20 protein-coding genes are annotated in these 20274 nt (G+C 66.5%); 10 read left to right on the forward strand and 10 right to left on the reverse strand.

Translation table 11 applies throughout. The features are described 5' to 3' along the window. The first annotated feature begins 12 nt into the window (after window positions 1-12). A complete protein-coding gene (gene arfB / locus ACUXVX_RS19635) occupies window positions 13-435 on the forward strand; it encodes an alternative ribosome rescue aminoacyl-tRNA hydrolase ArfB (protein WP_446309620.1) in 423 nt (140 codons plus the stop codon). 22 nt (window positions 436-457) lie between these two features. On the opposite strand, the gene ACUXVX_RS19640 is transcribed toward arfB, so the two are convergent. The 4 genes from ACUXVX_RS19640 to pncA form a co-directional block, all read right to left on the reverse strand. Further along, window positions 458-1288 carry a sulfite exporter TauE/SafE family protein gene (locus ACUXVX_RS19640; RefSeq protein WP_222471999.1) on the reverse strand — a complete coding sequence of 277 codons (831 nt, stop codon included), beginning with the start codon at window positions 1286-1288 and terminating at the stop codon, window positions 458-460. Further along, complete coding sequence (pncB, locus tag ACUXVX_RS19645; protein ID WP_446309621.1) at window positions 1285-2577, reverse strand: nicotinate phosphoribosyltransferase; 1293 nt, start codon at window positions 2575-2577, stop codon at window positions 1285-1287. Before pncB ends, ACUXVX_RS19640 begins: the two co-directional genes overlap by 4 nt. A 62-nt stretch (window positions 2578-2639) precedes the next feature. Beyond that, complete coding sequence (gene arsH, locus ACUXVX_RS19650; RefSeq protein ID WP_446309622.1) at window positions 2640-3353, reverse strand: arsenical resistance protein ArsH; 714 nt, start codon at window positions 3351-3353, stop codon at window positions 2640-2642. Between the two features lie 55 nt (window positions 3354-3408). After that, window positions 3409-4008, reverse strand: coding sequence for a bifunctional nicotinamidase/pyrazinamidase (gene pncA / locus ACUXVX_RS19655; RefSeq protein WP_446309623.1), 600 nt, complete (start codon window positions 4006-4008; stop codon window positions 3409-3411). A 124-nt stretch (window positions 4009-4132) separates the two neighbouring features. Between pncA and ACUXVX_RS19660 the strand changes: the two genes are divergently transcribed. From ACUXVX_RS19660 to ACUXVX_RS19670, 3 genes are read left to right on the forward strand one after another with little or no spacing between them, the layout of a single operon-like run. Next, on the forward strand, window positions 4133-4675 hold the full coding sequence (locus tag ACUXVX_RS19660) for an NADPH-dependent FMN reductase (protein WP_446309624.1): 543 nt from the start codon (window positions 4133-4135) through the stop codon (window positions 4673-4675). Window positions 4676-4714: 39 nt separating this feature from the next. After that, window positions 4715-5611, forward strand: coding sequence for an oxygen-dependent tRNA uridine(34) hydroxylase TrhO (gene trhO / locus ACUXVX_RS19665; RefSeq protein ID WP_446311568.1), 897 nt, complete (start codon window positions 4715-4717; stop codon window positions 5609-5611). Then, window positions 5608-6174 (forward strand): hemerythrin domain-containing protein, encoded by a 567-nt coding sequence (locus ACUXVX_RS19670; protein ID WP_446309625.1) that lies wholly within the window; start codon window positions 5608-5610, stop codon window positions 6172-6174. Before trhO ends, ACUXVX_RS19670 begins: the two co-directional genes overlap by 4 nt. 60 nt (window positions 6175-6234) lie before the next feature. Here the strand turns inward: ACUXVX_RS19670 and ACUXVX_RS19675 are convergent, their stop codons facing one another. Beyond that, on the reverse strand, window positions 6235-6999 hold the full coding sequence (locus ACUXVX_RS19675; protein WP_446309626.1) for an HpcH/HpaI aldolase family protein: 765 nt from the start codon (window positions 6997-6999) through the stop codon (window positions 6235-6237). Window positions 7000-7169: 170 nt separating this feature from the next. Between ACUXVX_RS19675 and ACUXVX_RS19680 the strand changes: the two genes are divergently transcribed. Next, a complete protein-coding gene (locus tag ACUXVX_RS19680) occupies window positions 7170-8123 on the forward strand; it encodes a hypothetical protein (protein WP_446309627.1) in 954 nt (317 codons plus the stop codon). Here ACUXVX_RS19680 and ACUXVX_RS19685 read toward each other — a convergent pair. Beyond that, window positions 8120-9178, reverse strand: coding sequence for a bifunctional transcriptional activator/DNA repair enzyme AdaA (locus ACUXVX_RS19685; RefSeq protein ID WP_446309628.1), 1059 nt, complete (start codon window positions 9176-9178; stop codon window positions 8120-8122). The two genes, ACUXVX_RS19680 and ACUXVX_RS19685, sit on opposite strands and share 4 nt — an antisense overlap. 146 nt (window positions 9179-9324) lie before the next feature. Between ACUXVX_RS19685 and ACUXVX_RS19690 the strand changes: the two genes are divergently transcribed. From ACUXVX_RS19690 to ACUXVX_RS19705, 4 genes are read left to right on the forward strand one after another with little or no spacing between them, the layout of a single operon-like run. After that, window positions 9325-10749 carry a cytochrome ubiquinol oxidase subunit I gene (locus tag ACUXVX_RS19690; RefSeq protein WP_446309629.1) on the forward strand — a complete coding sequence of 475 codons (1425 nt, stop codon included), beginning with the start codon at window positions 9325-9327 and terminating at the stop codon, window positions 10747-10749. Between the two features lie 3 nt (window positions 10750-10752). Next, window positions 10753-11784 (forward strand): cytochrome d ubiquinol oxidase subunit II, encoded by a 1032-nt coding sequence (gene cydB / locus ACUXVX_RS19695; RefSeq protein WP_446309630.1) that lies wholly within the window; start codon window positions 10753-10755, stop codon window positions 11782-11784. Continuing rightward, a complete protein-coding gene (locus tag ACUXVX_RS19700) occupies window positions 11784-11879 on the forward strand; it encodes a DUF2474 family protein (protein WP_222496570.1) in 96 nt (31 codons plus the stop codon). The genes cydB and ACUXVX_RS19700 overlap by 1 nt, the downstream gene beginning before the upstream one ends. A gap of 8 nt (window positions 11880-11887) precedes the next feature. Further along, entirely contained in the window at window positions 11888-12316 is a 429-nt protein-coding gene (locus ACUXVX_RS19705) for an acyl-CoA thioesterase (protein WP_446309631.1), read from the forward strand. 21 nt (window positions 12317-12337) lie between these two features. Here ACUXVX_RS19705 and ACUXVX_RS19710 read toward each other — a convergent pair whose 3' ends face one another. Beyond that, a complete protein-coding gene (locus tag ACUXVX_RS19710) occupies window positions 12338-12925 on the reverse strand; it encodes a YdeI/OmpD-associated family protein (RefSeq protein WP_446309632.1) in 588 nt (195 codons plus the stop codon). A gap of 99 nt (window positions 12926-13024) precedes the next feature. Between ACUXVX_RS19710 and ACUXVX_RS19715 the strand changes: the two genes are divergently transcribed. Then, on the forward strand, window positions 13025-14200 hold the full coding sequence (locus ACUXVX_RS19715; RefSeq protein ID WP_446309633.1) for a winged helix-turn-helix domain-containing protein: 1176 nt from the start codon (window positions 13025-13027) through the stop codon (window positions 14198-14200). Here ACUXVX_RS19715 and ACUXVX_RS19720 read toward each other — a convergent pair. The 3 genes from ACUXVX_RS19720 to ACUXVX_RS19730 all read right to left on the reverse strand — a co-directional run bounded on the left by ACUXVX_RS19720 (window position 14181) and on the right by ACUXVX_RS19730 (window position 20264). Then, window positions 14181-14519 carry a hypothetical protein gene (locus tag ACUXVX_RS19720; RefSeq protein WP_446309634.1) on the reverse strand — a complete coding sequence of 113 codons (339 nt, stop codon included), beginning with the start codon at window positions 14517-14519 and terminating at the stop codon, window positions 14181-14183. The two genes, ACUXVX_RS19715 and ACUXVX_RS19720, sit on opposite strands and share 20 nt — an antisense overlap. Before the next feature lie 50 nt (window positions 14520-14569). Then, on the reverse strand, window positions 14570-16987 hold the full coding sequence (gene gyrB / locus ACUXVX_RS19725; protein ID WP_222471985.1) for a DNA topoisomerase (ATP-hydrolyzing) subunit B: 2418 nt from the start codon (window positions 16985-16987) through the stop codon (window positions 14570-14572). Window positions 16988-17060: 73 nt separating this feature from the next. After that, window positions 17061-20264 carry a caspase family protein gene (locus ACUXVX_RS19730; RefSeq protein WP_446309635.1) on the reverse strand — a complete coding sequence of 1068 codons (3204 nt, stop codon included), beginning with the start codon at window positions 20262-20264 and terminating at the stop codon, window positions 17061-17063. Window positions 20265-20274 lie beyond the last annotated feature (10 nt).

Raw genomic sequence — 20274 nt, forward strand, 5'->3', positions numbered from 1 at the left:
TAGGAAAGAGCCATGCCGATCCGGATCAACGATCAGATCACCATAGAAGACTGGGAGCTTGCCGAGGTGTTCACCACCGCGCAGGGCCCGGGCGGGCAGAACGTGAACAAGGTGAGCACCGCCGTCGAGCTGCGCTTTGCCGCTGCCAACTCCCCCAACCTGCCCCCGCCGGTCAAGACCCGCCTGCGGCGCGTGGCCGGGCGCAGGTGGACCGATGCAGGCGTGGTTCTGCTACTGGTGCAGGACACCCGCTCACAGGCCCGCAACCGCGAACTGGCCCGCGAGCGGCTGGCCGAATTGATCCGCAAGGCGCTGGAAAAACCGAAAAAGCGCATCCCCACGAGGCCCACCCTCGGCTCCAAGAAGCGCCGCCTGAAGGCCAAGAAAGTGCGGGGCGAGGTCAAGGCCCTGCGCGGCAAGGTCGACCCCGACTAGGGTCTTTGCCTTCCGCTAAACTTTACCCCAGCGCCGACCAAAGCATCTTGATAGCCGACAGAAACAGAAACGCCGCAAAGGCCAGCTTCAGCCGCGCCGGGTTGAGCCGGTGCGCGATGTTTGAGCCAACAGGTGCCGTGAATACAGAGGCCGAAAAGATCAGCACCGCCGCCGGGATCGAGACATAGCCCAGCGAATAGGGCGGCCTCAGCGGCACGCCCCAGCCTGACAGGATGAAGCCAAATACAGCCGGCACCGCGATCACGAGGCCAAAGGCCGCCGCCGTGCCCACCGCCCGATGCACCGGGAAGGAAAAGGCCGTCAGCGTCGGCACCGAGAGCGTGCCGCCCCCGATCCCCATCAGCGCCGAGAAGACCCCGATGAAGCCGGGCACCAGCCCTCGCGCCACCGGCCCCTTCGGCAGGTCACCGGCCAGCACGATCTTCTTCGGCAGCGCCATGTTGATCGCCACCAGCAGCGCGATGACGCCAAAGATCAGCGTCAGCCCGGTCGAGGCGATTACCTTGGAGAGCAGCCCGCCCGCCAGCGCACCCAGAAAGATCAGCGGCGCCCAGCTCTTCAGCAGTGCCGCGTCGATCGCGCCCTTCTTGTGGTGCGACCGGGCCGAGCTGATCGAGGTCGGGATGATCGTGGCCAGCGAGGTGGCAACGGCCACATGCATCGCCACCGCATCGGGCACGCCCAGCCAGTCGAACAGCCAGAACAGCACCGGCACGATCACGATGCCGCCGCCCACGCCCAGAAGCCCGGCCAGCACCCCGGCCACGGCGCCCGTCACAACAAGCCCCACGGCCAGCGAAATCAGCAGGCCCAGCGAATAGGTATCGGTCAAACCACGACCTCCATCGCGTCCTGCGTGCCAACGTCGAAGACCCGCTTGTATCGCGCGATCTCCTCTTTCGGCCCCATCGCCTTGCGCGGGTTGTCCGAGAGCTTCACCGTCGGTCGTCCGTTGGCCTCCACCGCCTTACACACAAGGCTGAACGGCGCCAGCGCATCGCCCGGCGTGAGGCCGCGGAAGTCATTGGTCAGCAGCGTGCCCCACCCGAAGGAAACCCGCACCCGGCCCCGGAACTGGGCCGCCAGTTCCTCGATCTTTTCCACGTCGAGACCATCAGAGAAGATCACCAGCTTCTTCGTCGGGTCTTCGCCGCGCGATTTCCACCAGTTGATCGCCACCTCAGCGCCCTCTGCCGGGTCGCCCGAGTCGATCCTGATGCCGGTCCAGCCCGCCAGCCAGTCCGGTGCGCGCTCCAAAAAGCCCTCGGTGCCATAGGTGTCGGGCAGGATGATCCGCAGGTTGCCGTCATGCTCCTCGTGCCAGTCGCTCAGCACGTCATAGGGCGCGCGGGCCAGCGCGGCATCGTCCTCGGCCAGCGCGGCATAGACCATCGGCAGCTCATGGGCATTTGTGCCGATGGCTTCGAGGTCGCGGTTCTTGGCGATCAGGCAGTTCGAGGTGCCGGTGAACTTGTCGCCCAGCCCTTCCACCATCGCCCGCACGCACCAGTCCTGCCACAAAAAAGAGTGCCGTCGCCGGGTGCCGAAATCCGCCAGCCGCAGCCCTTCAACCTCGCGCAGCCGCTCGATCTTTTCCCACAGCTTGGTCATCGCGCGGGCATAAAGCACCTGAAGCTCGAAGCGCGCCATCTCGTTGAGCACCGCGCGGCCCCGCAACTCCATCAGTACGGCCAGCGCCGGGATCTCCCAGAGCATCACCTCGGGCCAGGAGCCTTCAAAGGTCAGCTCATATTGGTCGCCCACCCGCTCAAGGTGGTAGGCAGGCAGCCGCAGCCCCTCGAACCACTCCATGAAGTCCGGCCGGAACATCTGCCGTTTGCCGTAAAACGTGTTGCCGCGCAGCCATGTGCTCTCGCCCCTCGTCAGCGACAGCGAGCGAATGTGGTCGAGCTGCTCTCGCAGCTCCCCCTCGTCGATCAGCTTGGCCAGCGGCACCGATTTGGTCCGATTGATCAGGCTGAACGTCACCTGCGTGTCTGGCCGGTTGCGAAACACCGACTGGCACATCAGCAGCTTGTAGAAATCCGTGTCGATGAGCGACCGCACGATGGGGTCGATCTTCCACTTGTGATTGTAGACGCGGCTGGCGATGTCGACCATCTGGTCCTCCGGGGTGGTGCCGGGTGGTTAAAGCAAGGGGGGCGGGTGAAGTCCAGCGGCGCTCAGGTCGCGTCCTTCAGGTTCACCCGGGCCGATAGCTCCTCGCGGGTCTCCACCCGTTCCGAGTAACGGTCCACGAGGTGGTCCTTGATGTCGCGGGTCAACAGGGTAAAGCGCACCAGCTCCTCCATCACATCGACCATCCGGTTGTAGAACGGCGACTTTTTCATCCGTCCGTTCTCGAACTCGGTCCAGGCGCGCGGCACGGAGCTTTGGTTGGGGATGGTCAGGAGGCGCATCCAGCGGCCCAGAATCCGCATCTGGTTCACCGAGTTGAAGCTCTGGCTCCCGCCCGACACCTGCATCAGCGCCAGCGTCTTGCCCTGCGTCGGGCGCACGCCGCCAATCGGCGAGAGCGGGATCCAATCCACCTGGTTCTTCAGGATGCCGGTCATGGTGCCGTGCCGCTCAGGCGACGACCAGACCATGCCTTCGCACCACATCACCAGATCGCGCAGCTCGGCCACCTTGGGGTGATCCACCGGCGCATCGTCGGGCAACGGCAGGCCGGAGGGGTCGTAGATGCGGGCCTCGCAGCCCAGCTTCTCCAGCACCCGCGCCGCCTCTTCCACCATCAGCCGCGAATAGGCGGTTTCGCGCAGCGACCCGTAAAGCAGCAAGATCCGCGCCGGATGGCTGCTGTGCTGCGTCGGAAAGAGTTGTCCCGGATCGGGCGCACGAAAGCTGGCCTCGTCAAGCTGGGGTGTATCGGTCATGGGGCCTCATCGGCGGTTCTACAAACTGGGTGCAGCCCTACCTAGCACGCGCGGCTCAGTCCACCACCACGCCCGCGCCCCGCATCCCCTCCATCGCCGCCTTGAGCGAGCCATCGAGGTCGATCGCGCGGCACAGATCAGTGCGGACGGTCACGGTGAAACCGAGCTTGGCGGCATCCACGGCGGAAAAGTTCACGCAGTAATCCGTGGCCAGCCCCACCATCGTCAGCTTCTCGATCCCGCGTGTGCGCAGATAGCCCTCCAGCCCGGTCGGGGTGGTGTGATCGTTCTCGAAGAAGGCCGAGTAGCTGTCGATCCGTGGGTTGTACCCCTTGCGCACGATCAGATCGGCGCGGGTCGTGTCCAGACCCTCGTGAAACTCCGCACCCTCGCTGCCCTGAATGCAATGGTCGGGCCACAGAACCTGCGGGCCATAGGGCATGTCGATCATGCTGAACGGCTCCTTGCCGGGGTGGCTGGTGGCAAAGCTCGAATGCCCTTCCGGGTGCCAGTCCTGCGTCAGCACCACGGCCGGAAACTCGCCCATCAGATCGTTGATGCCCTGCACGATCTGGTCGCCGCCCTCCACGGCCAGCGCGCCTCCGGGGCAAAAATCGTTCTGCATGTCGATCACGATGAGGGCGCTGTCGGGCATGGGCGGTCTCCTTCGGGTTGGATCGAAAGGTAGCAGCGGGGCGCGGAGGGTCAATCACCGGGTTGACCTCGCAACTCGACGGGCCAAGTGCGCGGGCGGGAGGATAATGCAGAAGGAAAGACCCATGAAGAAAATCGGCGTGATCGTCGGCAGCCTCCGGACAGGCTCGCTCAACCGCAAACTGGCCGAGGCCGTGGCCGGAATGGCCTCCGACCTGATGGAGTTCGTGCCCATCGAGATCGGCAGCCTGCCCCACTATAACGACGATCTCTGGGCCGAGCCTCCCGCCGAGGTCACCGCCTTCAAGGACGCGATCGACAGTGTCGATGCCTTCCTCTTCGTCGTGCCCGAATACAACCGCGATGTGCCCGGCTTTGTCGCCAACGCGCTCGACTGGGGTTCGCGGCCCTGGGGCAAGGCCACCTGGCCCGGCAAGCCCTGCGCCGTGATTTCCGCCTCCCCCGGCGCGATCAGCGGCGCAGTGGCGGCCCAGCACATGCGCACCCGCTGCGTGGCCGTGGGCATGCATGTGATGGGCCACCCCGAGGTCTACATGCGCACCGATGGCGCGTTCTTCTCCGAGGCCGGCGAGATCACGCGCGAAGAGACCCGCAGCTTCCTGCGCGGCTGGGCCGAGAGCTTCGCGGGCTTCGCTTCGAAGTTCTGAGCGTTGCACGGGGCGGCGGCGGGCGCTATGCCCCGCCGCATGTTCACCGTCGCCGCCCTTTACAAGTTCGCCCCCTTCCCCGACCCCGCCGCGCTGCGCGGGCCGCTCAAGGCGCTCTGCGACGCCGAAGACCTCTGCGGCTCACTCTTGCTGGCGCCCGAGGGTATCAACGGCACCGTGGCCGGCTCCCGCGCGGGCATCGACCGGCTTATCGCCCACATCAAGGCCCTACCCGGCTGCGCCGATCTCGAGTGGAAGGAGAGCACGGCCTCCGAGCGGCCCTTCCGCCGGATGAAGGTGCGCCTGAAACGCGAGATCGTCACCTTGGGCGTCGAGGGCGTGGACCCGACCGCCTCGGTCGGCACCTATGTCGCCCCCGCCGAGTGGAACGCGCTCATCGAGGCCCCCGATGTGGCGGTGATCGACACGCGGAACGATTACGAAGTCGCCATCGGCACCTTCGAAGGCGCGGTGAACCCCGAAACCGCAAGCTTCGGCGAGTTCCCCGCGTGGTGGGAGGCCAACAAGGATCGTTTCACGGGCAAGCGCGTGGCCATGTTCTGCACCGGTGGCATCCGCTGCGAAAAGTCCACCAACTACCTGAAATCGCAGGGTGTCGAAGAGGTATTTCACCTCCAGGGCGGCATCCTGAAGTATCTTGAGGAGGTGCCGGAGGCCGAGAGCACATGGCAGGGCGAATGCTACGTCTTTGACCAGCGCGTCTCGGTCGGCCACGGGCTGAAGCCGGGCGACTACCAACTCTGCCACGCCTGCGGGCGGCCCGTTTCTGCAGCTGACCGCACGGCACCGGCGTATGAAGAGGGCGTCCAATGCCCGGCCTGCGTGGGCGAATACTCCGAGGCCGACCGCGCCCGCTTCCGCGAGCGTCAGCACCAGCTTGCACTCGCCCGCGCCCGGGCTAGCTCCGCCGAATGAACGACCTCACCCTCGGCACCCGCGACCACCTGCCCGACGCCCTCCGCGTCCTCCTCGCCGACTATCCGCGCGAGACATGGGAGGCGCACCGGCATTTCGCCGGGCTGGTGGAGTTCTGGCTCGACCGCCACCTGATGTTCCGCCGCCTGCTTGAGGCGCTGAACACAGAGACCCAAACCCTGCTGGATGGCGGCGACCCGGCGCGCTTCGGCACCGCCCTACCCCGCTTCGGCGGCATGCTGCTGCAACAACTTCACGGCCACCACCAGATCGAGGATGCGCATTACTTCCCGCTGCTGGAAAAGGCCGCCCCCGAGATCGCCCGCGGCTTCCAGCTGATGGAGGCCGACCACGTACAGCTCGACCCGGCCCTTTCGGGCTTTGCCGATGCCGCCAACCTGTCCCTCGGCCAGCTTTCCGAAGGTGCCAACGCCAAGGACAGCGTGGCTCCTTTCGCCAAATCTCTGGAAAGCCTGGGCAACCTCCTCGACCGTCACCTGACCGACGAGGAAGAACTGGTGGTGCCGGTGGTCCTCAAACTCGGGCCTGACACCATCGGCTAACAACGGGCGAAGACGCCTCGAAGGGCGGATGAGCCGCCCGTTCGAGTTCACCGCCAGAGTTCAGCCCGCAAACCGCTCCCGCGCCGCGATCACGCCAGCCCGCAGCACCGAGGAGTCGAGCGTGACGGCGACGAACACCGCCCCCGCCTCCCGCGCCTCGTCCTGAAAGGTCGGGTCAAGCGTCAGGATGCCGGGCGCCTTGCCCGCCGCCTTGATCCGCCGGATGCCGTCGAGAATGGCCGCCTTCACCTCCGGGTGCGTCGGCTGCCCTGCGTAGCCCATCGAGGCCGCAAAGTCGGCCGGACCGATGAAAATGCCATCCACCCCGTCCACGGCCGCGATCTCTTCGGCCTGCGCCATCGCCTCCACGGTCTCGATCTGCACAAGCAGGCAGATCTCCTTCTCGGCGTTCTGGATGTAATCCTTTACCGCGCCATAGCGGCTGGCCCGCGTGGTACCGCCCACGCCGCGCACGCCCTTGGGCGGGTAGCGCACATGGCGCACCGCCAGCTCCGCCTCCTCCACGCTCTGCACATAGGGGATCAGCAGGGTCTGCGCGCCCTGATCGAGCAGGCGCTTAATCTCGATCATGTCGTTCCAGCCGGGCCGCGCGATGGCGCTCACCGGGTAGGGGGCGGCGGCCTGCATCAGCGGCATCATCCCCGGAATCGTCACCGGCGTGTGCTCGCTGTCGATCAGGACCCAATCGAACCCCGCGCCCGCAAGCAGTTCCACCACGCTCGGATCGGGGATCGTGTTCCACACGCCCACCTGCAATTCGCCCTTCGCAATCGCGGCCTTGAAGGTGTTCTTCGGCATGTCCATTTGCGTCCTCCCTGATGCTTCGGCGCGACTATCCGCCATCCGCCCGGCAATGCCAAGCCGATGAGGTTGCCGGCACCCAGCGGGACAAAATTGCCAAGCCGCCGCCATATTGCCGCCGCCGCGGTGCGCCATCTTGAAGCCCCGAAACGAAAGGCCCCGCGATGTCCGAGATGTCCGATCAAAGCTTCTGGTCCTATCACGCGCCCTACCGGCTGATGCGCCTGCGCCGCCGCATTGCGCTTTTCTCGGCCCTGCCACTCCTCGGCGCGGGCCTTTCCGCCACGCTCGCGCCGGGCATCGCCCCGCTCGCTGACCCGGCCACTCTGCTTGTGGTCATGGCCCTCTGGACCGGCTTCGTGGTCTGGCACCACGTCACCTTTCCCGCTGGCTGGACAGAGGCGCTGCCGATGGCGCTCATGTTCACCGGCCTCTTGGCCACCACCGGCGAGATGACGCTTTATGCCGATGCCCCGGCGCTGGCCGACCGGCATGTGCAATGGCAGATCATCCGTCTGTTCATGACCTTCCTTGCGGGCACCTTCGTTCTGGTCTGGCTTCTGCCCACCGCGCTCATGGCCCTGCCCACCCGCACATTGCGTACCGCCCACAGCACATGGGTTCCGGTCGCGCCCGAAGCGCTGGAGGGGGCAATGATCCTGCAGCCGGGCGAGACCAAGGGCCACCACCGCTGCGGCCAGCCCGATGATGAGGGGTTCTTTCCGATCTGGTTCACCGCCAACATCCCCGATGAATCCACCTTCGAGCCCTGCACCCGCGAAATGGGTTACAAACAGAGGGTTATCGAAAGCGCGGAGGGCGAGATCATCACCCATTCCGTGGTGCCCGAAAGCGGCGTCAGCTCTATGGCCCGCCAGAGCTTCCGGCCCGAGAACGGCGGCACCCGCTACGAGATCGAAGAGATCCACGACAACTTCAATGCCTTCACCCGCCTGCTCTTCTGGCTCGACGACGCGCAGGAAGATTACGTGACCGCCTTCGTCGACGAGATCGAGGGGCGCAGCCCCCGTGCGATCAAGCAGCAGGATCAGGGCACGATGATGACCCGGCTGGCGGGCTGGATGGTCAAGAACGATCTGGCCGGGCCCAACGCGGGCAACAACTAGGCCGCGCGGGCCGCAAACCCACGCTCCAGCGCAATGAGCCGCTCCTTGCGCCATAGCCCGCCCCCGTAGCCGGTCAGGCTGCCATCGGCACCGATCACCCGGTGACAGGGGATCACCAGCGCAATCTGGTTCGCCCCGTTCGCCCGCGCCACGGCCCGCACCGCATCGGGCCGCCCTATCGCCCGCGCCACCTCACCATAGCTCCGCGTCTGCCCTGCCGGGATATCCCGAAGCGCGGCCCAGACCTCCCGCGTGAACTCCGAGCCATGCAGCGCAAGCGGCACCCCGAACTCTGCGCTTTCGGCCCGAAAGAACCGCCCCAGCTCCGCCGCCACCTGGCTTGTCGGCGCGGGGCGGCCAAAGCCCAGCGCGCCCTTCGCCCCGGTATGGAGCCGCTGCAGCTCGCGCGGCAGGGCCTTTCGCCCTACGAACTCCAAAAGGTGCAGCGCCCGCGCATCGCTCACCGCCACCATCGGCCCCAGTGGCGTGTCGATCCAGTCGGCCATCAGCAGCGGCTTGCGGTCAAAGCTGCCGGGCGCCACGCCCAGCATCTTCGCAAAGGCCGCCCGAAAGGCCGAGGCACTCTCGAACCCCGCATCATGCTGCGCCTCGATCACCTTGCCGCCCTCGCCCAGCACCTGAAGCCCGGCCAGCAAGCGCCGCTGCCGTGCCATCTCCAGAAAGGTCGTGCCGAAGGCTCGCTTGAAGGCCCGTCGCACCGTAGAGGGGTCATAACCCTCCGACGCCACATCGGCCTCGGTCCAGCGCCGGGCCGGATCAGCGGCCAGCGCCTCCACCAACGCCGTCACCGTCAGGTCATCGGTCAGCGCCTCCAGCGGCCTGCACCGTTTGCACGCCCGGTAGCCCGCCTCGATGCAGGCCTGCGCCGTCTCCCTGAACTCGCAGTTCTCCCGCAACGGCTTGCGCGCCGGGCAGGTGAGCCGGCAGAAAATCCCGGTCGAGCGCACGCACACCAGCGCCCGCCCCTCATAGCTCGCATCCCGCGCCATCAGCGCGGCATAGAGCGTGTCATCATCTGGCAACCTGAACAGCATGACCCCAGCCTAGACCGCCTCCCAAAGCGGCGCAGCCGGAAATCGGGCGCCGATTTTCGCCCCTGCGGCAAACCGGCACTCCGCATCGACAGCCCGTGCCGTTAACCTACCTCCAACGCGAACCGAAACAGACATGACGATCAGAGATGTTCGAAACCTTCGACGCCGTCTTCCTCGCCCGCCTGCAATTCGCCTTCACGGTCTCGTTCCACTTCCTGTTCCCGGCCTTCACCATCGGGCTGGCCTCCTACCTCGCCGTGCTCAACGCACTCTGGCTCTGGACCAAGCAGGAACGCTTCCTCAACCTCTTCCGCTACTGGGTGAAGATCTTCGCCCTCGCCTTCGCCATGGGCGTGGTCTCGGGCATCGTTATGTCCTACCAGTTTGGTACCAATTGGTCGGTGTTCTCCGACAAGGCCGGCCCGGTGATCGGCGCGCCGATGGCCTACGAGGTGCTCTCCGCCTTCTTCCTCGAAGCGGGTTTCCTCGGGATCATGCTCTTCGGGCGCGACCGCGTCGGGCCGGGCCTCCATATGGCCGCCACCGCCATGGTCGCGGTCGGCACCTTCATCTCAGCCTTCTGGATTCTCTCGGTGAACTCGTGGATGCACACGCCCGCAGGCTTCAGCATCGACCCGGAGACAGGCCAGTTTCTGCCCGAGGATTTCTGGCAGATCATCTTTAACCCCTCCTTCCCCTACCGGCTCGCGCACACCGTCACCGCGGCCTACCTCACCACCGCCTTCATCGTCGGCGGCGTGGGCGCCTGGCACCTGCTGCGCCACCGCCGCCGGGGCGAGATCGCCACCGGCGAAAGCCGCACCATGTTCTCCATGGCGATGTGGATGGCCGCCATCGTCGCGCCGATCCAGATCTTCCTCGGTGATGCCCACGGCTTGAACACGCTGGAGCACCAGCCGGTCAAGGTCATGGCGATGGAGGGCCACTACGAGAGCCACCCCGAGGGCGCACCGCTCTACCTCTTCGGCTGGCCCAATGACGAAACGCAAACGCTCGATTACGCGGTGGGCATCCCCAAGCTGTCGTCGCTGATCCTCAAGCATGAGCTGAACGCCCCGCTCGACGGGCTGGATACCGTGCCGGACGAGGACCAGCCACCGGTGTTCATCGTCTTCTGGGCCTTCCGCATCATGGTGATGATCGGCTTCGCCATGCTCGGCCTCGGCCTCTGGTCGCTGCTCGCCCGCGCACGGGGCCGGCTCTACGACTGGCCCATGCTCCACCGCGCCGCCATGCTCATGGGCCCCTCCGGCCTTGTCGCCGTGCTGGCCGGTTGGGTCACCACAGAGGTCGGCCGCCAGCCCTTCACCGTCTACGGCCTGCTGCGCACCGCCGACAGCGCCGCGCCGCTGGATGCCCCCGCCGTCGGCGCCTCGCTCATGGCCTTCATCGTGGTCTATTTCGCCGTCTTCGGCGCCGGCACATGGTATATCCTGCGCCTCATGGGCCACGAGCCCAGCCCCTCAGAACCACGCCTGAAAGACGTGACCACAGGCCCAACCCGCGCCGCTGGCCGCTCGCCGGTGCCCGACGCCCCCAAGGAGGAATGACCAATGCCCCTCGCTGAAGGCATCTCCTTCGACCTCACCGTGATCTGGGCCTTCGTCATCGCCTTCGCGGTGCTGGTCTACGTCGTGCTTGACGGGTTCGACCTCGGCCTCGGCATGCTCTTCGCGCTTGAGCCACGCCGCAAAGACCGTGACGTGATGATGAACTCCGTCGCCCCCGTCTGGGACGGCAACGAAACATGGCTCGTCCTCGGCGGCGGTGGCCTCTTCGCCGCCTTCCCGCTGGCCTACGCGCTGATCCTCCCGGCGGTCTATGCCCCCGTCATCGCCATGCTGCTTGCGCTCATCTTCCGCGGCGTCGCCTTCGAGTTCCGCTGGCGTACCGAACGCTGGAAGCCGCTCTGGGATGTCGCCTTCATCTCCGGCTCCGCCCTCGCCGCCCTGTCTCAAGGCATCATCCTCGGCGCCCTCCTCCAAGGCATCGAGATCGACGAGGCCGCCCGCCAATACGCGGGCGGCTGGTGGGATTGGCTCACCCCCTTCACCCTCGCCGTCGGGCTTGGCGTGATGGCTGGCTACATGCTGCTCGGCGCCTGCTGGCTGGTGCTCAAGACCACCGGCGACCTGCAAAACCGGATGCGCCGCTGGGCCATGCTATTCGCCCCGCTCACTGTCGGCTTCATCGCCGTAGTCTCGCTCTGGACCCCGTTCCTGCAGGAGGGCTACTATAGCCGTTGGTTCACCGGTTGGGGCTGGGGCCTCGCCGTGGTCGTCGCCGCCCTCACCGCCGCTGCCTTCTTCGGCCTGCTCACCCGCCTGCGCATGGCGTCTGCCGAGCTCTCGCCGTTCCTGCTGGCGCTCGCCCTCTTCATCCTCTGCTTCGGCGGCCTCGGCGTGTCGATGTTCCCCTACATCGTGCCCACCGAGGTCACGATCTGGGAGGCCGCCGCACCCGAAAAATCCCAGCTCTTCATGTTGATCGGCGCAGGCATCCTGATCCCGATCATCCTCGCCTATACCGCCTTCGCCTACTGGGTCTTCCGCGGCAAGATCGACGCGGACTCGGGCTACCACTGATGCGCCGGGCGCTCTGGTTCATCGGTCTCTATGCCGGGTCGGTTCTGGCATTGGGCCTCGTCGCCCTTGCCATCCGCCACTGGCTCGGGCTCTGATCGGCGGCATGAAAACGCCGCCCGCCACCCGCGCCCAGTATCGCGCGCTCACCACCCATGACACTCGCTGGAAAGACATGGACCCCTACGGCCACCTCAACAACGTGGCCTATTACGAGCTGTTCGACACCGCCGTGAACGCATGGCTCGTCAACGAGGGCCTCCTGGACATCCTGAATGGCGACCAGATCGGCGTGATGGTCGAAAGCGGCTGCCGTTTCCTGTCTGAAATCCGCTTCCCCGCGCCGGTCACCTCCGGCATCCGCGTCGCGAAGATCGGCACCAGTTCCGTCCGCTGGGAGATCGCGCTTTTCGCCGGTGAGAGTGACGAAGCCGCCGCCGAGGGCTTCTTCACCCACGTCTATGTCGATGCTGAAACCCGCCGCCCCAAGCCGCTGAACGACAGGCTGCGCGCGGGCTTGGAGACACTGGCCTAGGTCGGCACTTGCCTCGGCTCCCTACCGGTCGTGCATGCCCTTGCCGTCCAAAATTGCATCCCGCGCCTTCTCGATCCGGCCAACCCGCGTCTCTGCCTTCTTCGCCCCGCCAAAGTGCAGCGCCCACCCGCGCCGACGCCCCGGCGTCAGCGCCTCCCAGGCCTCCCGCAACGCATCATCGCCCGCTAAGGCTTCCTCCAGTTCCTCCACCAGCTCAAAGTCATCCGCCGGCAAATCCACCGTCCGCCCCTCCTCCACGAGCTTCACGGCCTGCGCGACGAACCCCTCGATCGCCCCTCGCGCTGCCTCGACCTCCTCCACCGAGTGAAACTCCATTACTCGCGCCGCCCGGCTGTTCGGCCCCGGCGGCACCAACAGCCCCTCGGGATCGTCCAGCAGTACCCCGCGAAAGAATGAGAGCCTGCACCGCCCGCCATAGCCGCCCGGCATGCACACATTGGTCCCGTTCCACACGTAGCAGGGCTGCCGCCATTTGAAGGTCTCCTCCAGCGGTCCGGCCAGCAGCACAGCACGCACCGCCTCCATCTCCGCCTTCCAATCTCCGAGCTTGTCATAAAACACCCCGGCCCGCCGATCCTCGCTGCCCATGCTGTCCTCCCGCCGTCGCTGGGCAAAGCAAACCCCAACCGCCGCCAAATGTCAGCAACCGGATTGCAACTCCCGCGCCCCCGGCCCAATCCTGCCGCCATGACCGCGCTCACCATCACCAACGCCCAGGCCCGCGCCCTCTGGCTCACCACCCATGGCCTCGCTACCCCGCCAACCGGCAAGCTCGACGCGCCGCAGATCATCCACGATCTCGGCTTCGTCCAGCTCGACTCCATCCAAGTCGTCTCCCGCGCCCACCACCACATCATGTGGTCGCGCAACGCCAACTACCGCGAGCCGGTGATGGACAAGCTCTTGGGCAAGCACCGCGCCGTCTTCGAGCACTTCACCCATGATGCCTCCGTCCTGCCGATGGAGTTCCTTCCCATGTGGCAACGCCAGTTCCGCCGCATGCGCGAGAAGATCTCGCGCTCCGCATGGTGGGGCAAGCTCGACCCCGACCTGCTCGCCTCGGTGAAGGCCCGCGTGGCCGACGAGGGCCCGCTCTGCACCCGCGATTTCGAGCACGTCCACGAAGGCCCCAAGGAGATGTGGCACCGCCCGCCGCACAAGAAGGCCCTTGATTTTCTGTGGTTTTCCGGCGAGCTCGCCACCTGCCACCGAGACGGCTTTACCAAGCACTACGACCTCGCCGAGCGCATCTTCCCTGCCCACCTGCGCGAGCAGCACCTCCCCGATGAGGCGCAAATCGACTGGCTCAGCCACGCCGCCCTGCACCGCCTCGGCTTCGGCACCCCAGGCGAGATCCGCAAGTTCTGGGACGCCACCACCGTGGCCGAAACCGCCCAATGGGCCGATCAGGCCGCAGAACTGATCCCCGTGGAAGTCCAAACCGCCGACGGCAGCACACTCAAAGCTCTGGCGTGCCCCGACATCGAGGCGCGTATCGCCGCCCTGCAAGCCCCGACATCCCGCCTGCGCATCCTCAACCCCTTCGATCCGGCCATCCGCGACCGCATCCGCCTCAAGCGCCTCTTCGGCTTCGACTACACCGTCGAAATGTTCGTCCCCGCCGAAAAGCGCCAATGGGGCTACTACGTCTTCCCCCTGCTCGAAGGTGACCGTTTCTTCGGGCGGATTGAGGCAAAGGCCGACCGCAAATCCGGCACCCTGACGGTAATTAACCGCTGGTCCGAGCCGGGCATTCGCCCCTCGAAGGCCCGCGACGAGAAGCTCAATGCCGAACTCACCCGCCTTTGCCGCCTCGCCGGGCTCGACGCCGTTACATGGGCGCTCAGCCCCGGTGCACCATAAAGGCGAGCGTCGCCCGCTCTGCAAAATCCGAGTAACGCGCGGCCTCCTGCAGATCGGCCCGCACCTGCGCCCGCGCGCCTTCCGGCAGTTCCGCCAACAAAGCCCCCGTCACCGGCCCGTCAAACCGCTCGGCCCGCATCGCCGCCTCATGCTCCGTGATCCAAGCCTTCACCGCCGCCCGCCGCTTGCCATAAGCGGCGTTCTCAAGCCCGGCGGCCACGCCCCGAACGGGCAGCAACAGCGGATTGCCCAAATGGTTCGCCTCGGTGCAGGCACCCAAGCCCGCGACGACAAACCCAAGAATGCCCCAACGCAACATGGCCGAAATCCAAATGGACTCCGGCCATGCCGTCAACCGTCATAACATCCTCAGAAGTCGAGGTTCTCCACGCTCAGCGCGTTCTGCTGGATGAACTCGCGGCGGGGTTCCACCACGTCGCCCATCAGCTTGGTGAAAAGGTCGTCGGCCTCCGCCAGATCCTCCACCTTCACCTGCAACAGCGTGCGCGCCTCCGGGTCCAGCGTCGTCTCCCACAGCTGATCGGGGTTCATCTCGCCCAGACCCTTGTAGCGCTGCAGCGTCAGCCCGCGCTCGCCCTCGTCAAGGATCGCCTCCAGCAGGTCGAGCGGGCCGTGGATGGCGGTCTCACGATCGCGGCGCGAGAGCATGCCGGTCTGCTTGTAGGTGTCGCCGCTCTCGCGGGCCACCTGCGCCAGCCGCCGGGCCTCGCCCGAGCGCAGCACGGCGCCGTCGAGCGTGCGGATCTCTTCGACCCCGCGCAGGATGCGGGCCAGCCGGATACCATGATCCTGCGTGATCCGCCCCTGCCAGCCGCGCTCGTATTCCACCGCCACCTGGTCAAGCCGGGCGGCAATGGCATCGGCCACGGCCTGAAGGTCGCTGTCCGCCGCGCCGGGCTCGAAGGCCCCGGCCAGAGCCGCCTGCTCCAGAATGCGGGTCGGGTAATGGGTCGGGAAGGCCTGCAGGATGCGGCGGAAGCTCCGCGCCGCCTCGGCCACGCGGGCCAGATCCTGCCCGGCGATCTCCTCGCCAGAGGGCAGCCGCAGCACCGCGCCCTCCACGCCCTGTGCGATCAGGTAATCTTCCAGCGCCGGCACGTCCTTGAGGTAAACCTCTGATCTCCCACGCGAAACCTTGTAGAGCGGCGGCTGCGCGATGTAGAGATAGCCGCCCTCGATGATCTCCGGCATCTGTCGGTAGAAGAAGGTCAGCAGCAGCGTCCGGATGTGCGCACCGTCCACATCGGCATCGGTCATGATGATGATCTTGTGGTAGCGCAGCTTCTCGATGTTGAACTCGTCGCGCCCGATCCCGGTGCCGAGCGCGGTGATCAGCGTGCCTACCGTCTCCGACGAGAGCATCCGGTCAAACCGCGCCCGCTCCACGTTGAGGATCTTGCCCCGCAGCGGCAGCACCGCCTGATTGCCCCGCGCCCGGCCCTGCTTGGCCGAGCCACCAGCAGAGTCACCCTCGACGATGAAGAGTTCCGACTTGCTCGGATCCTTCTCTTGGCAATCCGCCAGTTTGCCCGGCAGGCTCGCCACATCCATCGCCGTCTTGCGGCGGGTCAACTCACGCGCCTTGCGGGCGGCCTCACGGGCCAGCGCAGCCTCGATGATCTTGCCCACGATCTGCCGCGCCTCGGTCGGGTGCTCCTCGAACCACTCCGCGAGCTTCTCGTTCACGAGGCTCTCCACGGCAGGCCGCACCTCGGAGGAGACCAGCTTGTCCTTGGTCTGGCTGGAGAACTTCGGGTCCGGCACCTTGACGCTCAGCACGCAGGTCAGCCCCTCGCGCGCATCATCGCCCGAAAAGCTAACCTTCTCCTTCTTCGCGATCCCGGAAGACTGCGCATAAAGGTTGATCGTGCGGGTCAGCGCGCCCCGGAAGCCCGCCATATGCGTGCCGCCATCGCGCTGCGGGATGTTGTTGGTGAAGGGCAGCACCGTCTCGTGGTAGCTGTCGTTCCACCACATCGCCACTTCCACGCCGATACCGTCCTTCTCCCCTTCCATAAAGATCGGGCTCTCGATCATCGCGGTCTTGTGCCGGTCGAGATACTTCACGAACTCGCGCACGCCACCTTCGTAGAACAGCTCGGTTTCCAGCGGCTCAGCCGGGCGCTCGTCGCGCAGCACGATGCGGACACCGGAGTTGAGGAAGGCCAGTTCCCGCAGTCGGGTTTCCAGCGTCTTGAAGCTGTAATCGAGGTTCGAGAACGTGTCTGTCGAGGCCAGAAACCGCACCTCGGTGCCCTTCTTGCCCTCGGCTTCGCCCACCACCTTCAGGTGCTCGGCGGTCTCGCCCCGCTCAAACCGCGCGGTGTGCTCCTTGCCGTTCCGCCAGATGCGCAGCTCCAGCCAGTCGGAGAGCGCGTTCACCACCGAAACGCCCACGCCGTGCAAGCCGCCCGACACCTTGTAGGAGTTGCTGTCAAACTTACCGCCCGCGTGCAGCTGGGTCATGATGACCTCGGCGGCGCTTACGCCCTCTTCAGGGTGCATATCCACCGGAATCCCGCGCCCGTTGTCGCTAACAGAAACCGAATTATCGGCGTGCAAAGTCACCGTCACCCGGTCGGCGTGCCCGGCCAGCGCCTCGTCGATCCCGTTGTCGACGACCTCATAGACCATGTGATGCAGGCCCGAGCCATCGTCGGTATCGCCGATATACATGCCGGGGCGTTTGCGGACCGCCTCCAAGCCTTTGAGAACCTTGATGGAATCTGCGCCGTATTCTTCGGGTGCCTGTGCGTTTTCGGCCATGCCGCCTGTCCGTTGTTGTTGTGCCGGATTTATAAGCGTTCAGGCCGGGGATGTCACGCGAAGGCAGGCGTTTTCAGGGCTGTTTTTCGGGGGTTTTTTCGGCCTCCAGCGCTGCGATCCGGGTGCGGATTTCATCCCGCCATCCAGCGTCTTCCTCGCTTAGCGCGCCGCGCGCCTCCATACGGTCCAGAACCTCCACCGCGGCGCGGTAATTCTGCACCGGAGCATCGCCCAGTTCGGCCAGCAGGAAGTGGCTGACAAAGAGCGTGCGGGTGATCCCCATGTCCTGCGGAATCTCCAACAGCAGGGCCTTGCGGATCTCCATCGCCCGCCGGTGCGCGGCGATGGCCTCCTCCTTGCGGCCCAGCTCGGCCAGTACCGTGCCGATCTGCTCGTGGCTGAGGCCCACGAGGTGGCCGATGTGCCAGCGGTTGTCGCGCTTCTCCAGCAGCCCTTCCCGCCGCCGCAGCGCCTCGCGGTGGTGGGCCAGCGCCGCCTCTCCCCGGCCATAGCGCCGCTCCATCTCCGCCCAGACCTCCTCGGTCTTCGCCGCCCAGTACCACGCGTTGTAGTCGTAGCGCTCGGCCAGCACGGCATCGAAGCCCTCCAGCGCGGCGGCAAACCCCTCTGCGGCGGCACCATCCTGCCCCAGCCAGCCCTGTGCATCGCCCAGCCGCAGCTGCGCCATCGCCAGCTCGCCCACCCGCATGATGTTGCCCGGCTCCTCCACCGCGATCCGCTCCAGCAGCGCCACCAGCTCGCTCTGGGTGGCCGCCGCCTGCTGCCACTGGCCAAGGGTGATCTGCATGTTGCCGAGGTAGAAGAGGTTCTGCGCATGCCGCGTGCGCCCCTGCGGACTGTCGGCCTGAAACTCCGACATGATGCCCGAGTAGCGCGCCGCCACCGCGTAATCTTCCATCGCCACGGCAAACCGCTCGCGCTGTTCGGCCAGCCGCCCCCGACGCTGGTGCACGTCGGCATATTCCCACAGCCAGATCGCATTGGAGCTGTTGATCTCGAACAGGTCATCCATGGCCCCTATGGCGGCGGCGAGGTATTCCAGCGCGCTGTCCCACTGCTGGTCCACCACCTGCTGCTCGCCATAGAGCGACCAAGCCAGCGCCAGCTCGTAACGGTAGTTCGCATTGCCCGGGTCGAGCGCGATGAGCGGCTCCAGCAGGGCAATCGCCTGCGTCAGGCTCTTCGAAGCCGCCGCATGGTCTGAATGGCGCATCTGCGCGTCGCCAAGGCTCGCCAGCGCGGCGGCATAGCGCTGCTGCATTTCCACCTGCTGCGGATCTTCCTCGTAGGCCGTGCGGAGGAACTCGACCATCCGCTCCAGATAGGCCAGCGCGGTGGCGAACTCCTTGTTCACCAGCGCCGCGCGGCCCGCCTTCGTGCCGATCTGCCCGATCCGAAGCATCATCCGGCTGCGCAATGCCGGATCGCCCTTGGTGACAGTGCCCCAATTGCCAACGCTGTCGAAGCCCTTCCAATAGGTGTCAAATGCCTCCTCGGAGAGGCCCAGCGCCATCTGGGCATCGCCCAGCCGCTCGTAGCTGGTGGCCAGCTTCAGCCGTTCCTCGGCGTCCTCCGGCATCTCCGGCAGCGCCTTCGTGATCCGCTCGTTGGCCGTGGTGTAGCTGCGCAGGGCCGAGCGGTAGCTGCCCAGCGCCATCGCCGTATCGCCCACCGCAACCTCGGCGGCCCACATGTTCATCTCATGCAGCTTGCCCGTCTGGTCGGTGGCCCGCAGCGCGTCGATCGCGGTGGCGAAACTGTCGATCGCGCCACCAAAATCCGCCGCCGCCATTTGCGCATAGCCGATCTCCATATGCGCTTGAAACACCAGCAGCGCCGCCTCTTCGGAGGGGGCAATCACCAACAGCACCTTGGCCGCTGTCAGCATCTCGTCAAAGGCTGCCCGCGCGCCCGGACCGTCCCCGGTGATCCGGCGCAGCTCGCCCAGCTCGCGGGCCACCTCCACGCGTGCGCGGCGGTGGGCCTCGTCCGTGACCAGCCCGGCCAGTTCGACGTGCAGCGCCGAGGCCCGCGCCAGCGCCTCGATGGCCTGCGCATAATCCAGCCGGGTGCGGGCAAACCCCGCCTTCAGCACTAGCGTGTCCGCCTCCGAGAGCCGCCGCGCCACGAGATTTTCGGCCAGAGCATCGCCCGAGGCCCGGTCGCGCGCAATCGCCTCGTCGAGTGTGTCCAGTGCGCCAGTGAAATCCCCGAGCGAAAGCTGGCTCTCCGCCACATCCCGCAGCTCCGCCACCTCGCCATCAGAGGCCGAAAGGGCACGCAGTTGCGCCTGCGTGTCGTTGAAGGCCCGCGCCGCCTCCGCCAGCTTCTCGGCCCGCTCGGTGGGCGAGGCCTCGGTCAGTTCCGCCGCCAGCAGCGCCCCGTAGATCGGCGCGAGCGGAACCTGCGCATCCGTTGCAACCCGCTCCACCTCGGCTCGCAAGTCCGGCGTGAGGTCGGCCATCGCCAAGAGCAGCCGCTCCCGCTCGGGCAAGGCATCACTCTGCCCGGCGGCAAAGAACAGCCTCGGCAAGGCGCTCTCCACGTAGGGAAGCTGCGCACCCCGCGTCCGGTCATACACCTCCTGCTGCACCAGCGTCAGCACCGAGCGCACCTCCAGCCCCGGCGTCTCCAGATGCCTCGCCAGCGCGGCAGCGAAGGGCGAGTTGCTGCCCTCCCCGTCCAGCGCCACCGCCCCCGGCGCGGTCGAAAAGCCAATCAGCGTGCCCTCCGCCCTCGGTACGGCGGCAAAGCCCGGCGCCTCGCCCGCCTTCAGTGCAATCGCCGCCCGGCCATCCGTGGCGCCCTCGAACGGGTCCACCCGGCAGGCATCCACCAGCACCACCACCACCGGAGCGATTTTTGCCACCCGGGCGCGGATTTCGCCAAGGCTCAGCGAGGTTTCCATCAGGCTCTCGAGGCTCTCGCCGTCGCCATCCACCGGCAGCAACCGGTTGTCGCCCCCCACCTCAAAGCCGTGACCGGCGAAATAGACCACCGCCACATCGGCGCCCTCGCCGTCATACTCGAGGTCTTCCAGCGCCCGCTCCATCCGCCGCTTGTCGCGGTCGCGCTCATAGGCCACCTCGAAGCCCAGCGCCTCCAGCGCGGCGCCCACCGTGTCGGCATCATTCGCCGCATTTCGCAGCGGCCGCATCGCCTCGTACCGGTCATTCCCGATCACCAGCGCCACCCGCTTCTCAGCGAGGGCAGGCAGGGCCGTGATGCAGAGGATGACAAGAACGAGCAGGCGCATTTCCGGCAGG

The organism is Vannielia sp. SX4 (assembly GCF_052828525.1).

Excerpts from the sequence above, each read along its gene's own strand:
- arfB (WP_446309620.1), top strand. The coding sequence starts at position 13 with ATGCCGATCCGGATCAACGATCAGATCACCATAGAAGACTGGGAGCTT.
- pncB (WP_446309621.1), bottom strand. The coding sequence starts at position 2,577 with ATGGTCGACATCGCCAGCCGCGTCTACAATCACAAGTGGAAGATCGAC.
- arsH (WP_446309622.1), bottom strand. The coding sequence starts at position 3,353 with ATGACCGATACACCCCAGCTTGACGAGGCCAGCTTTCGTGCGCCCGAT.
- pncA (WP_446309623.1), bottom strand. The coding sequence starts at position 4,008 with ATGCCCGACAGCGCCCTCATCGTGATCGACATGCAGAACGATTTTTGC.
- ACUXVX_RS19660 (WP_446309624.1), top strand. The coding sequence starts at position 4,133 with ATGAAGAAAATCGGCGTGATCGTCGGCAGCCTCCGGACAGGCTCGCTC.
- trhO (WP_446311568.1), top strand. The coding sequence starts at position 4,715 with ATGTTCACCGTCGCCGCCCTTTACAAGTTCGCCCCCTTCCCCGACCCC.
- ACUXVX_RS19670 (WP_446309625.1), top strand. The coding sequence starts at position 5,608 with ATGAACGACCTCACCCTCGGCACCCGCGACCACCTGCCCGACGCCCTC.
- ACUXVX_RS19675 (WP_446309626.1), bottom strand. The coding sequence starts at position 6,999 with ATGGACATGCCGAAGAACACCTTCAAGGCCGCGATTGCGAAGGGCGAA.
- ACUXVX_RS19680 (WP_446309627.1), top strand. The coding sequence starts at position 7,170 with ATGTCCGATCAAAGCTTCTGGTCCTATCACGCGCCCTACCGGCTGATG.
- ACUXVX_RS19685 (WP_446309628.1), bottom strand. The coding sequence starts at position 9,178 with ATGCTGTTCAGGTTGCCAGATGATGACACGCTCTATGCCGCGCTGATG.
- ACUXVX_RS19690 (WP_446309629.1), top strand. The coding sequence starts at position 9,325 with ATGTTCGAAACCTTCGACGCCGTCTTCCTCGCCCGCCTGCAATTCGCC.
- cydB (WP_446309630.1), top strand. The coding sequence starts at position 10,753 with ATGCCCCTCGCTGAAGGCATCTCCTTCGACCTCACCGTGATCTGGGCC.
- ACUXVX_RS19700 (WP_222496570.1), top strand. The coding sequence starts at position 11,784 with ATGCGCCGGGCGCTCTGGTTCATCGGTCTCTATGCCGGGTCGGTTCTG.
- ACUXVX_RS19705 (WP_446309631.1), top strand. The coding sequence starts at position 11,888 with ATGAAAACGCCGCCCGCCACCCGCGCCCAGTATCGCGCGCTCACCACC.
- ACUXVX_RS19710 (WP_446309632.1), bottom strand. The coding sequence starts at position 12,925 with ATGGGCAGCGAGGATCGGCGGGCCGGGGTGTTTTATGACAAGCTCGGA.
- ACUXVX_RS19715 (WP_446309633.1), top strand. The coding sequence starts at position 13,025 with ATGACCGCGCTCACCATCACCAACGCCCAGGCCCGCGCCCTCTGGCTC.
- ACUXVX_RS19720 (WP_446309634.1), bottom strand. The coding sequence starts at position 14,519 with ATGTTGCGTTGGGGCATTCTTGGGTTTGTCGTCGCGGGCTTGGGTGCC.
- gyrB (WP_222471985.1), bottom strand. The coding sequence starts at position 16,987 with ATGGCCGAAAACGCACAGGCACCCGAAGAATACGGCGCAGATTCCATC.
- ACUXVX_RS19730 (WP_446309635.1), bottom strand. The coding sequence starts at position 20,264 with ATGCGCCTGCTCGTTCTTGTCATCCTCTGCATCACGGCCCTGCCTGCC.